This window comes from Paenibacillus sp. Root52, from assembly GCF_001426865.1.
Classification (GTDB): Bacteria; Bacillota; Bacilli; order Paenibacillales; family Paenibacillaceae; genus Paenibacillus.
Window position 1 is genome coordinate 19,277 of record NZ_LMFO01000029.1, and the last position, 13,244, is coordinate 32,520.

Consider the following 13,244-nt stretch of genomic DNA (forward strand, 5'->3'; position numbering starts at 1 on the left):
ATTTTTAGGAGGTTGTTCATTTGAAAGGTACAGTTAAATGGTTTAATGCAGAAAAAGGCTATGGCTTTATTTCAGTTGAAGGCGGCGAGGACGTATTCGTACATTTCTCCGCAATCCAAGGCGACGGCTTTAAAACATTGGAAGAAGGTCAAGCGGTAGAATTCGAAATCACTGATGGAAACCGTGGTCCTCAAGCAGCTAACGTAACTAAATTGTAAGAATCTTTCCGGTCAACGGACTTCTTATAAATGACTTATAGCTGAATATACGAACACAAGCACAGTCCCTATTTAGGAGGCTGTGCTTTTTTTGATGATTATATATCATTATGTGTAGTTTTGACGTATTTAATTCAGTTTGCTGAGAATTTAAATGAATTTCACTTTCATCAACCTGTTCGACGGGTAACGCCGAATAATAGTTTAAGGCCGAATCCAAGCAACGCAGCTAGAGAGAAGGTCATCGCGGTCAGGTAAAAGGTTTGTCGACCCGCATGCTGAATCAGGAGTCCGCCCAATGTTCCACTAAGCAAACCAGCTAAGCTAGACCATACGATCGTAAAGAGAGCCATGCCTGTCGCGCGGTATTCATCTGGCACGAGGTTGGTAATGTATCGAACTGCGGTAACGTAGAATATACCGAATGTTACACTGTGCATAAATTGAATAGCGACCACTGCTTCAGGTGTATGAGATATCGACATTAGTAATAGACGTAGGGCATACATCAGTGCGGCGAAGGCAATCAAAGGCAACTCCTTATACCGACTGCCATATTTACTCAGTAACATGAAAATTGGAATTTCGCTCACAGAAGAGATTAGTAGTGACCAGCCAATTAAGCCTTCGCCAGCGCCCAATTCTTTGAGCGTAATGGTGAGAAAAGCTTCATTCATTCGATGACCCATGGCAAGCAAAAAAACACAGGCGAAAAAGCTCAGCACATCTCGGCGTTTTAAAATAGCCCATAATCCCGACAGATCCATCTTAGTGCTGCCACCAGATGGTTGATCCTGCAGTCGTAAGCTAATGAGGAACGTAGTTCCAGCTAGGACTATACATAACCACATCGTCCAACCTACTCCAAACGAGCCAAGAAAGTAGCCGATGGTGAGGGCGAAGAACGCATATCCAATTGAACCAAATACACGTATGGTCGTGAAATTCCTGCCGTATTTATTAGCGGTCGTAATGGCCATCGTGTCTGCAAGCGGATAGATCGGATAATAGAAGAAGTAAAATAAAGAAACAAGTATAAAGACTTCTCCAAACGTTGTCGCATTGGCTAGCAAAATACCAGTAATAAATTGCCCTGCTAGCAAGATGATCATGACTTTACGTACTGTTTTGTAACGATCACTCGCCATGCTCCAGAACATGTTGGAGAACACGGATACAAGTGGGCCAATCCCGTACAGGTAACCAATTTCTGCGCGAGAGAACCCAAGGTGACTGAAGAATAGTTGGAAGTAAGAAACCACCAGTACGGTTGAACCAAAAATAGTAAACATCAGTGCCCGCAACCAGGTCTGATCTGGGCGGGCGTTATGACTTAATTTCATGTTGAGAAAACTCCAATCCTAAATAACTTTCCAGCATTAACCCTTCAGTGAAGTCGATTTCCTAGAGGATCGAGCAGACATTGAAGGTTCTTTGGTCGTACGCCGAATGACCAACCACACGATAACCAGTTCCGCAAGTAACCCCAGAGATTGCGCAACCGCTCCAATCATTCCATTCCAGGCTGGGAAGATGCTCACTAAAATAAGAAGAACGATAATCGTGCAGATTGCATTGGCTGTTTGTGAGCGAAACATCGTTTTGGTCTGTCCTCGTAATAAGATGAGCCCATTGCTGTAATCCAGAAAAGGCGAGATCAGAGGAAAGAGTACAAAGGCACGCAACGTCCACAGACTTTGCTCTAATAGAGTTCCCTGAACACTCATGACATTTTCCATCACCCATGGACCCAGCGGTGTATATGCAATCGATACGGTCATGGCAAAAGGGATAAATCCAGTGACGAGTGCAAACTTTTTGACTAATTTAGCGTCAATCTCATAAAAATTCAGTACAATCTGGTGAATGTACGTAAAAAAGCTCAGCATCAGCTGCATCAAACTGCTGGCAATAGCAAAAGAAGAGATCGCTAAGGCGATACCCGTTGTTTTGCCAAGCACGATATTAATGACCGGTCCGATGAATAGTGCGACAAAGCTGGACAGCAATAAAGGTTTGTAGAATCGAAACACATCATTTCTCGTTTCGACGGGATGATCCTCGAGCTTAGCAGGCATATTTCGTTTAATGTTATTTCCTTCGATAAAACTGACCAATGCCTCAATCATCATGCCTGCCGCAAAAATGATGGCACCTACACGTCCGCTATTAATCGTATCAGTATAGATAAAATATAGGGACAGACCGTACATTCCGGCTAAGCGAAATAACATGCCGATGGTCAGCCACTTTGTTCGATTATTCGTTATGATAATGCCTTGATAGACGTTACGGATAACAGAGAAAATACTGACGTACATCAGAATTTCATACACATCGATAACATGGGATAACAAATCTGGACTTACGCCAAATAAATATTTGAAAACACCTGTACCAATAGGGGAATAGACAATGGCGAATCCGATCAAAAGAACACAGGCGAGAAAAATTTTGGTTACAAAGGTGAGTGCTTGAAAAGAAAGTCGATCCCGAACGAGTGCAGAACAAGTTTGCCGTAACAAGGTAGAGGGGCGTTCGGTGAGAGTAAGCAGGCTACCGGCAATTGCATAGCTAGCAATGATCGTCTCTGGATGAGCAGAGCGGGCAAGCGTACTATTGATGATAACGTGAGAGATGGTGACAAGAGAGGCAGATATGCCGAGAGGCACAAAAAAAGCAAATAACCGTCTCCACGAGAGCGGTTCACTTGACGTCATGTGAAGGACTCCTTTGATGATTCAAATAAAGCTAGTATATCATAAACCCTTGACAGTGGAAGCGATTTTTTGCCCTGATTATGCGGTACATCATTTGTACAATTAAGGGGTTCATATTATAATAGGATTGGTTAAAAATCGCTCTAATACGTATCAACCAAGTGGAGGCACATTTATTTTGAGCCAATCAAATCAGAGTCGTCATCAATATCCACGGAATTCATTGGATTTGATGAGAAAGGTGTACAAGTACACGATTCCGGAGACGCGGAAAAAATTAGATGAGTGGCGTGAACAGGCTGAAAAAATTCCGAATGAGGAATTGCGCAACCAAGCTCTCGCTAGCATCAGGGACAAGCAATTCCACTGCGAAGGTGGTACGGTCTATGCTTTGCCCGATATGCCGAAGAGGCATATCTTAATTCCGCTAATTGTTGCTTACCAAACAATCAGTGATTATTTAGACAATTTGTGTGACCGCAGCACATCGATGGATCCGAACGACTTTCGTCTGCTCCATCAATCCATGCTTGATGCGGTAGATCCCGAGGCAACACCAGTCAATTATTATGCTCTTCGTGAGGAGCAGGATGACGGTGGGTACTTGCGGAATCTGGTGACTACATGTCAGGAGTTGACTCGTCAGCTGCCTGGGTATGCGTCCGCCAAGCCTCAAATTCAGGATCTGGCAGGCCTATACACGGACCTGCAGGTATATAAGCATATCAAACCGGAACTGAGAGAAACGGCTTTGCTCGAATGGTGGTCGGAGCATCGTCACCGCACGCCTCAGTTTCGCTGGAACGAATTTGCCGCCGCTACTGGCTCTACGCTGGGCGTATTCATGCTGTTTTTGGCTGCGAGCGACGAACAGCTAACTGAAGAGCAGGCGGCCTCGATCCACACCGCCTATTTTCCGCATGTATGCGCACTACACATTATGCTCGATTATTTAATCGACCAGGATGAGGATCGTGTCGGGGGAGATCTCAACTTCTGTAATTACTATGAGAATGTAGAGACGATGCTGGACCGAATTGCTTTTATTGTGGAGATGGCGCGCAGTGATGTGCAGAACATTCCGGGAAGCTCCTTTCACCGAATGATCATTGAAGGATTACTTGCCATTTACCTGTCTGATCCCAAAGTAAGCGAACAACATGAAGTTCGCGCCATTTCCAAGCGTTTGATGAAGAAGAGTCCAATGACAAGAGTGTTTTTCTTTATCTTTAGTCGCTGGATTCGCAAGCACATGTAAGTCAGGCGATTGGTTGCGGGAGCCTGAAGTGAAACTAGAGGAGGAAGAAACATCATGACAGCAGTAAAAAAAATCGCAGTTTTAACGAGCGGTGGCGATTCACAAGGGATGAACGCGGCCGTTCGTGCGGTGGTTCGCAGCGGACTATTTCATGGTCTTGAGGTATATGGTGTGCAGCGTGGATACCAAGGCCTTCTGAACAACGATATTTTCCCAATGGATCTCCGTAGTGTTGGTGATATCATCCAACGCGGGGGCACAGTTCTACAATCAGCGCGTTGTAAAGAGTTCTACACGGCCGAAGGTCAGGAAAAGGGAGCGGATATTCTTCGTGCTCGTGGTATCGACGGTTTGGTTGTTATCGGTGGAGACGGTTCTTACAATGGTGCGAACAAGTTGAGTAAGCTGGGGATCAACACGATGGGTCTTCCAGGAACCATTGATAACGACATCTCATTCACTGATTACACCATCGGATTCGATACAGCGGTAAGTGTAGTCGTTGATGCAGTGAACAAATTGCGTGATACGATGTCTTCCCATGAGCGTTCTTCCATCGTTGAGGTCATGGGTCGTCATTGCGGCGATATCGCTCTGCACGCAGGACTTGCTTCTGGTGCGGAAACGATTCTCGTTCCTGAAGTACCGTTTGATATGGATGAAGTAGCAGATCGGATGAAAGCTAACTTCGCTCATGGCAAACGTCACAGTATCATCATCGTTGCAGAAGGTGTAGGTAAAGGTGAGGATGTTGCAAAAGAATTAATGGAGCGTTGTCCTACTTATGAACCGCGAGTAACGGTGCTGGGTCACATTCAACGTGGAGGTACACCAACTCCATTCGACCGTAACTTGGCAAGCCGACTAGGTGACTTCGCTGTTCGCAGCCTGATTGCAGGTGAGACGGATAAGGGTTGTGGTATTATCAAAGGTGAGCTTGTCCTCACCGATATTGATAAAGTCGTGAATACGAAAAAAGATTTTGATGTGGAAACGTATGAACTGGCACAACGTTTGTCCCAATAATAAATAAGTAACAACAAAAGAGCACAGCCCTTATCAAGGGCCGTGCTCTTTTTGTGCTTGCACATTTATGCTTCAGTGGCAGCTTTTCGCTGTACCAGGAACAATCTCCACAGCAATGCTACTGCACCGACAGCCAGACCTGTAATCAATCCAACCCAGTAACCAAAAGCACCAAGGGACGTATACGTGGCTGTAATATATCCAACCGGCAGCCCGATGATCCAATAGGCTACAAACGTAATGATGAGAGCAGGGTTCACATCTTTATACCCTCGAAGCGCTCCCTGCGTCGGCGTAGCGATGGCATCCGAAATCTGAAAGAAGATCGCATAGATCAAAAAGTGCTGCGTCAGTGCAATAACTTGCTTATCATTCGAATAGAGGCCGGCAATTTGCTCGCCGAATACAAGTAAAACGACGGCGGTTAACAAAGACAACACAATCGCTCCGCCAATGCCAAGAAGGCTGTATTGTTTCGCATCTTTGGCGCGCCCAGCACCTGCTTCAAAGCCTACTAGGATCGTAAGAGCCATACAGATGCTTACAGGTAACATATAGAGCGTAGAAGCGAAATTCAGGGCAGCCTGGTGAGCAGCAATTGTAATCGTATCGAAACGACTCATCAACAACGTAACAGCTGCAAAAATGGAAGTTTCAAAAAATGTAGCGAATCCGATGGGGATTCCGATTTTGAGAAGTTCTTTCCACTTTCCGAAGGATATTTTAGACATTTGACGGAAGATGCCATACTGAGCGAATGGCTCTACCCGATGTACAACGAAAAGACTGATTAGAAATATGAGCCAATAAGTAAAAGCTGTTGCTACCCCTGCGCCTACACCACCTAATTGAGGAAAACCCCAACGTCCGAAAATAAGCAGGTAGTTCAGTAGTATGTTCACAGGTAATGAGATCAACGTAATTAACATACTCATTCGCGTCTGTCCGAGAGCGTCCATAAAACTTCGGAGAACGGTATACCCGAATAGGGGAGTAATGCCGAAAGCAAGGGCGCTCAAAAAGTAAAGAGCAACCTGAGCCACTCGCGGCTCCAGCGGCATAGCATTCAAAATGGGTTTTAACAACAAGGCTCCAGCGGCAAGAACGAGTAAACTGACTGCAAAACCAAGATATAAAGCCTGTATAACATTGTAGCCGATCTGATCCTTGCGTTTAGCGCCAAGTAAATGGGAAACAACAGGTGTTATTCCGATCAGAATACCACTAAGGCCTGTCTGTACAGGCATCCACAGACTTGTACCAATGGCTACACCTGCTAGGTCAGATGGAGAAAATTTGCCTGACATGTTGGTATCGAAGAAAGACATGGCAGATAAGGCGATCTGTGTGGTGAAGATGGGTAGAAATATGATCAAAAATTGTTTTGCTTTCTGTGAAAAGCTTGTTGTGGTCATGTTCACGTGAGGCGCCTCGCTATTCTCATAAAGTTATCATCATCGTGTCATTACTGGACAGCTACTTATTGTAGATGATTTTATTCCGTTTGAACAGAGAAGGGCAGTGCAGCATGAAAAACCCGCTCCGTCTAATACGGTGCGGGCTGTCGTTACATAATAATTTGGGATAAGTGCCTTCTTCAATATTTATTCGTAATTAACACCTGGCGTATAACGGTTGGATGCATTCCAGAGTAGATACTCATCCACATTCATATCCTTCATCGCTTTAATCTGGTCTTCCACTTGTTTCTTCCCGTATTTCACGTAATGTCCACTACCTAACCAGCTAGCCGTAAAATCTTGAATCCATGGCCGTATGATCGGTTTAAGCTCTTTCGTTGGATCAAGCTTCTTATGTGTGTCTTCCATGGATCCTTTGATCGTTGTATATGGATCTTTGTCTGGATCCTTCACACCATACCAGCCTGTTGAGTAATGACTAGGGTATACCATGGGTGAGATCACATCTACATTCTCTGATATCTTCACAAAATCCTGTCCAATCCCTTCAGCAGCAGGGACAGATGCCGCATATCCGAAAATATCGACAGATACTCTTACACCCAATGGAGCAAGCTCTTTACGAGCGTACTGCACGAACTCAGCCACAATATCAACCCGTGACTTGTCTGTTTTCGTATATTTTAACGTATCCGCACGATTCTCAAAGCCTTCCGGGAACCGAACGTAGTCAAACTGAATTTCCTTGAATCCTAGTTTTGCTGCTTCTTTGGCAATTGCAACATTGTAATCCCACACCTCTTTACTATAAGGGTTCACAAAGCTGTCTCCCTTACTGTTAGCCCAGACGCTTCCGTCTTTGTTCTTAAAAGAAAGTTCCGGATTCTTTTCAGCCAAAATGGTATCTTTGAAAACGACGACGCGTGCGATGGGATATACATCATGTTTCTGAAGTCTTTTCATCAGTGCATCAATATCCCGAATGAAGGGTTGGGATGTGCCCATTTCCAGTAACGTTTTATTTTCTGTGGGGTATGTAATATATCCTAGATCGTCTTTAATATCGATGACCATGGAGTTCAACTCTGAATTGTCTACTAGTTCCAATAATTCTTTCATGCGTGCCCCACCAGCGCTATAGGCAGTTACATAAATACCTTTGACAATGGGTGCGTCGGGTTGAGGATCAATTTTAGCAGGGGGATTGTCTGCATCGATGACCACCTGATCTTGTTGAGATTGAATAATGGCTGTATTAAAGTTACTCGTTATCGATGGCAATGCCTGCACTCCCTGATCCGATGTTACCGAAGAACCGCTGAAGCTTCCCCAGGCCATGGCAAGTAAGGCCCAAAACATATTCATTGTATTCCACTCCTTTTATGTATTTCCATGTCAGTGTTATACAGTAAACCTCTCCCGGCTTTTAACCTTATTAACTAAGTAATGAAACATGTGTAAAAAATGAAAACCGCTTCCTGAATGGGGACAACCCCCACAAGAAGCGGCGTGATCAATCTAAAAATTATTGAATGTAAATATCGTTCTGATGCTCACAAATACTGTACTGAATGATTTCCATTGCATCTCCCTGCTCCAAGATGCCCAGCCCATCTCGGAGGACGATCAGTGAGTCGAGTTCATTCGGTTTCAAGAAAGGGAGCATTTCCGGGCACCATTTGTTGACGATCTCAAACAGTTTTACCGTTTCCATATCCACAATAATCACCCTTTCCTACTCGAATTCCAAAATGGTAAGTCATTCGGCGCGAATCGGAAAAGCAAAGTGCCTGTGAAATTGAAGGGCAGATCCTGCTATACATCATATTTAGGAGCCGTGCACAATTATTATACCACATTTATGATAATTGTTAACCGTACAGGTGTCTCAACTTCGACGGAAGGAACCCATAACGCCAACCGTTTCCACAATATTCACAAATGCTTTTGGGTCGGTTTCTTTAATGATTCGTTTGATCTCAACCAGCTCATATCGAGTCGTTACAGTCATTAACATGTCCTTTTCGATATCGGTGTATGCTCCTTGGGTTTTGATCTTTGTAACCCCACGTGGACGAACGAGTAATTTCTTCAGCATAGCCTCGGTCTCATTCGTAATAATGTACAGTGTTACTTTGATGTGGCTGATGTGGATCAGATCCAGCACTTTACCCGTGATATAGATGGATACCATGGATGCCAAGGCAATAGTCCAATTATCACTCAAGTAACCAGCGAGCATAATAATTGCTCCGTTCATACCGGCCATAACGGTACCGATGGGGAAGTCACGGTTGCGTGTGAAGATCGAACCAACAATATCAAGCCCACCAGTTGAGCCACCCACTCGGAACGAAATGCCTGTGCCCAATCCAACAAGAATACCACCAAACACACAGCTAAGTAGTGGATCTGGTGACACAGCAAAAACAGGCAGCAAACCGATAAACCAGGATGTGGCTGCTACAGAGACAATACTCAATATAATGAAACGTCGTCCAAGAATAAACCAACCTGCGATGAGCAAGGGAATGTTAAGAACAAAATACATTATACTAAGACTCAGGGTTGTGAAATAACCCAGAAGCATGGAAATACCGGATACCCCGCCGCTAAGCATTTGATGCGGAATTAAGAACCAGTTGAAGCCGCAGGCAATAGCTGCAGCACCCAAAATGATCACTAAACAGTGCCAAATTATTTTGGGCAATTTAATCACCTCATTTATATTTAAAACCAGATTGCTGGTAATCTTGAATTGTTTTGTGATATAATGATTTGTGGATATTCTTGAGTAGGAAACTTTTTCCAAATGTATTAATAAAATTTGAAATGTTTCAAATGCTTGTGTGTAGTTTTAGTCTTATGTTGGGGACCCATTCACGAATTATGTTGATGGTGAAAATAATTTGCCCATATGGGATACCCTATAAATATTAACGCTACTTAAGAATACAGACAACAAAGTGGATTGTCCACCATGTCCACCATATAGAAGGAGTATGAATAATTTTGACAAATTTAAATTTCACAGATTTCAATCTTGAACCACTGGTGCTGCAAGCGATCACCGAACTCGGGTTTGAAGAAGCAACACCGATTCAATCCAAATCGATCCCTCTTGCTCTTCAAGGCAGAGATTTGATCGGTCAAGCTCAAACAGGTACGGGTAAAACTGCTGCATTCGGTATTCCGTTGATCAGCAAAATCTCCAAAAGTGACGAAAAAATCCGCGCCCTCATTATGGCACCTACACGTGAACTTGCGATCCAAGTTGCCGAAGAGATCGAAAAACTCACCCGCTTCAAAGGTTTGCGCTCCCTGCCAATTTACGGAGGACAAGACATCGTTCGTCAAATCCGTGCACTGAAAAGAAAACCACAGATTATCATTGGTACACCTGGACGTCTCCTAGATCACATCAATCGCAAAACCATCAAACTTGAAGATGTACAAACTGTTGTATTGGATGAAGCAGATGAAATGCTCGACATGGGTTTCATGGAGGATATTCAATCCATCCTGAAACAAGTCCCAGCTGAGCGTCAAACGATGTTGTTCTCGGCAACAATGCCTCCAAACATTCAAAAATTGGCTCAACAATTCTTGAACAACCCTGAGCATGTATCCGTAATTCCAAAACAAGTCAGTGCACCTCTGATTGACCAAGCTTACATCGAAGTGCCTGAGCGTCAAAAATTCGAGGCATTGAGCCGTTTGCTTGATATGGAATCTCCAGAACTTGCAATTGTATTCGGACGTACGAAGCGTCGTGTTGACGAATTGGCTGAAGCATTGCAAAAACGCGGATATTCTGCTGATGGTCTCCATGGTGACCTTTCTCAAAACCAACGTGATACTGTAATGCGTAAGTTCCGTGACGGCAGCATTGACGTACTCGTTGCAACTGACGTTGCTGCGCGTGGTCTCGACGTATCCGGTGTAACTCACGTTGTGAACTTTGACCTTCCGCAAGATCCTGAGAGCTACGTTCACCGTATCGGTCGTACTGGCCGTGCTGGTAAAGAGGGTGCTGCTTGGTCATTCGTTACACCGCGTGAGATCGATCACTTGCACTTTATTGAGCGTGTAACACGTCATCGTATTCCACGTAAACCATTACCAACAATGGCAGAGGCTGTAGAAGGTAAACAACGTTTGACAGCTGAGCGTTTGCTTGAAATCGTACAATCTGGTGAACTGAACGAATACAAAGGCATTGCCATTCAAATGCTTGAGCAATATGATTCTGTTCAACTCTTGTCGGCTGCTCTGAAGCTCCTGACGGGTGACAAAAAAGATGCACAAGTTGATCTGACTCCAGAAGATCCGATCCGTGCTAAACGCCGTAAACCAGATGTTCGCTCCGGTGGACGTAAACCATCAGGTTACAGTGGTAACCGCAGTGGCGGCAGCAGTGGCGGTGGCGGCTACAACCGTGATCGCAACAGCAGTGGCGGCGGACGTGGTGGCTACAACCGCGATCGTAACAGCGGTGGTAGTGGAAGCAGAGAAGGTGGTTACAACCGTGACCGTAAACCTCGTCCAAGCAACAATGAAGGACGTCGTCCTGCCAAAGATTCATCTTTTGAATAACATTTAATTCAATAACATATAAGTGTGATCTAAGGAATGGGGCAGGTGACTGCCTCATTCCTTTTTTTGTATGTGAAAGATCGTAGGACGAGATCGGGTGAATCATCTCTTTTCGGGAAGTACTGGCTTTTACTATATAAAATAAGGTATATTAATATTAGACTTCAGGTTACACGCAAGGCTGCGGAGGAGGAGAAATGTTTGGAATTTAAAGGAGCTATGGGCGGGATATACAGGCTTACAGAGTGGATTACACGACTTGCCGCAACCAACTTGTTGTGGGCTATTTGCTCGTCTCCATTCTTGTTTTTCATGATTATGAAGGTCTTGGTAATGCAACAGAACTTGGCTAACGAGTCATTACAAATGAACTGGGCTATGGCGATTGTGGCACCGCTTACACTATTCCCGGCAACCTCGGCTTTATTTACGGTTGTACGTAAATGGAATATGGGTGATACGGATGTACCGATTTTTCGCACGTTCTTTGTAGGTTACAAAGAGAATTACAAACAAAGTTTGATCGGTGGTATATTCTATACGCTGCTTTTTGCCATTATGTATCTAGATTACACGGTTTATATGACACAGTTCAAAAATATGCAGCTCGTAGGTATTATAATGCTTGTGTTGCTGCTGTTATTGTTCGTTTCACTGTTTAACTTTTTCTCAATGGTTGTGCACTACCATATGTCGATTGGATTAATTATCAAAAATGCAGTTTTGTTAACGCTGATTAGACCGTTTCGTGTATTTTCAACTTTGCTGGGAAGTGGATTGTTAATTTACATCGGCTCAAGATATCCAGTATTGTTTGTCTTCTTTATTGTAAGCATTATTGCTTGGTTCGCGTTCTTCAATTTCTATGCTACTTTCATGAAGATGCAAGAGCAGATGGAGAAAATGCAGAAGCAGAAGGAAGAAGAGGAAGCAGCACAAGCGGGAGATGCTGTCGAAACAATTGAGGGTGCAAGCCCTGTGGAAGACAAAAACGAAACACTGCGAAAATGAAACTTACTTTGTCGGCATTTACTTTTTACACAGTTAGGGATATAATAACTGTACATCCTGCGATGTACGTTTCGGTTATTCGTTGTTTTGAACCAATGATGATGTCTTCGGGAGATCTATACAAAATGTTGCTGAAACGCCCTGTCTATACGACATGGGGACTTCAAATTCATTTTTGCGACCACCCACCTGCCAAGCAGGTTCATAAGACAATGTAGCCGGACGGCATAGGCGGGTTCCTATGTTACAAGTACAGCACCCTGACATTTTCCTCTAATCCAGGAATATCAGGGTGCTTTTTTGTGAGGAGAATCGTATTTTTGTTAAAAATGCGGCTTACCCTTTTGTTACTTCTTGAACAATGTTACACTAGAATACATAAATGGAACGGTTACACTCAAAGGAGGAAGGGTCTTGACCTTAAAGAGAACGCTCGTAGGTATCATCCGAAGTATGGAGGGAACCAGCGATCGAGCCAAGGATCCCAAATTAAAAACACGGTATTATAACCTATCTAAAGAGAGAGCGTGGGAAGAGGTTTCTTCTACACTAAAGAAAATTCCAGGTTATAAAGTGCTGCACGAAGTGCCATCTGTTGGAGAGATTATCTTGGAAAAACGTACAACGTTTGGCCGGACGATGGATATCACCGTTTCTATTATCTCAGTTAGCCCTGTGCGTAGTGCGGTAGATATGTATTCTGCTTCACGTGGTTCACTTGGAGATCTGGGATCAAATTATCGTACAATTATGAATCTATTTTCTGTGCTTGATAAGAAGCTGGCAAAATACAAAACAAATGACTAGGAGTGTCTGAAAACTCCAAAGGACGCAGATTTTGCCGAATTTTCGTTCCAAGCAAGGAAGTTTTCCGCAGGCGTGCCGGGGCACGTCGAGGGAGAGTGACGCAGCGGAGGGCGAAAAGGTGGTAAAAGATGCACCTCAGCGAGTTTTCAAACACGTCCTATATAGATGATGACAAAACAAAAAGCGA

At 44.0% G+C, this 13,244-nt stretch carries 12 protein-coding genes and 1 other RNA gene; 7 read left to right on the forward strand and 6 right to left on the reverse strand.

Annotation, left to right across the window (positions count from 1 at the left end; all coding sequences use genetic code 11):
• Positions 1–20 precede the first annotated feature (20 nt).
• Complete coding sequence (locus ASD24_RS21145) at positions 21–218, forward strand: cold shock domain-containing protein (protein ID WP_056700251.1); 198 nt, start codon at positions 21–23, stop codon at positions 216–218.
• A gap of 170 nt (positions 219–388) precedes the next feature.
• Here the strand turns inward: ASD24_RS21145 and ASD24_RS21150 are convergent, their stop codons facing one another.
• Together ASD24_RS21150 and ASD24_RS21155 are read right to left on the reverse strand one after the other, a co-directional pair.
• Complete coding sequence (locus ASD24_RS21150; RefSeq protein WP_056700254.1) at positions 389–1,561, reverse strand: MFS transporter; 1,173 nt, start codon at positions 1,559–1,561, stop codon at positions 389–391.
• A 36-nt stretch (positions 1,562–1,597) separates the two neighbouring features.
• Complete coding sequence (locus ASD24_RS21155; RefSeq protein WP_056700257.1) at positions 1,598–2,938, reverse strand: hypothetical protein; 1,341 nt, start codon at positions 2,936–2,938, stop codon at positions 1,598–1,600.
• 178 nt (positions 2,939–3,116) lie between these two features.
• Between ASD24_RS21155 and ASD24_RS21160 the strand changes: the two genes are divergently transcribed.
• Positions 3,117–4,196: a tetraprenyl-beta-curcumene synthase family protein gene (locus ASD24_RS21160; protein ID WP_200956179.1), complete on the forward strand. Its 1,080-nt coding sequence runs from the start codon at positions 3,117–3,119 to the stop codon at positions 4,194–4,196.
• A gap of 54 nt (positions 4,197–4,250) precedes the next feature.
• Entirely contained in the window at positions 4,251–5,222 is a 972-nt protein-coding gene (gene pfkA, locus ASD24_RS21165) for a 6-phosphofructokinase (protein WP_056700260.1), read from the forward strand.
• Positions 5,223–5,287: 65 nt separating this feature from the next.
• Here the strand turns inward: pfkA and ASD24_RS21170 are convergent, their stop codons facing one another.
• The 4 genes from ASD24_RS21170 to ASD24_RS21185 form a co-directional block, all read right to left on the reverse strand.
• Positions 5,288–6,637 carry an MATE family efflux transporter gene (locus tag ASD24_RS21170; protein WP_056700263.1) on the reverse strand — a complete coding sequence of 450 codons (1,350 nt, stop codon included), beginning with the start codon at positions 6,635–6,637 and terminating at the stop codon, positions 5,288–5,290.
• A 189-nt stretch (positions 6,638–6,826) separates the two neighbouring features.
• Positions 6,827–8,008 carry a putative glycoside hydrolase gene (locus tag ASD24_RS21175; protein WP_056700266.1) on the reverse strand — a complete coding sequence of 394 codons (1,182 nt, stop codon included), beginning with the start codon at positions 8,006–8,008 and terminating at the stop codon, positions 6,827–6,829.
• A 160-nt stretch (positions 8,009–8,168) separates the two neighbouring features.
• Positions 8,169–8,357 (reverse strand): hypothetical protein, encoded by a 189-nt coding sequence (locus tag ASD24_RS21180; RefSeq protein ID WP_186380855.1) that lies wholly within the window; start codon positions 8,355–8,357, stop codon positions 8,169–8,171.
• Positions 8,358–8,531: 174 nt separating this feature from the next.
• Entirely contained in the window at positions 8,532–9,353 is an 822-nt protein-coding gene (locus tag ASD24_RS21185) for a YitT family protein (protein ID WP_056700271.1), read from the reverse strand.
• Between the two features lie 302 nt (positions 9,354–9,655).
• Between ASD24_RS21185 and ASD24_RS21190 the strand changes: the two genes are divergently transcribed.
• From ASD24_RS21190 to ASD24_RS21200, 4 genes are all read left to right on the forward strand, one after another.
• Positions 9,656–11,239: a DEAD/DEAH box helicase gene (locus ASD24_RS21190; protein WP_056700272.1), complete on the forward strand. Its 1,584-nt coding sequence runs from the start codon at positions 9,656–9,658 to the stop codon at positions 11,237–11,239.
• A 201-nt stretch (positions 11,240–11,440) separates the two neighbouring features.
• Entirely contained in the window at positions 11,441–12,250 is an 810-nt protein-coding gene (locus tag ASD24_RS21195) for a YesL family protein (RefSeq protein WP_056700274.1), read from the forward strand.
• 51 nt (positions 12,251–12,301) lie between these two features.
• A non-coding RNA gene (ssrS, locus tag ASD24_RS30020) (6S RNA) lies at positions 12,302–12,492 on the forward strand.
• 172 nt (positions 12,493–12,664) lie between these two features.
• Positions 12,665–13,057 carry a DUF1499 domain-containing protein gene (locus tag ASD24_RS21200; protein WP_056700276.1) on the forward strand — a complete coding sequence of 131 codons (393 nt, stop codon included), beginning with the start codon at positions 12,665–12,667 and terminating at the stop codon, positions 13,055–13,057.
• Positions 13,058–13,244: the final 187 nt, after the last annotated feature.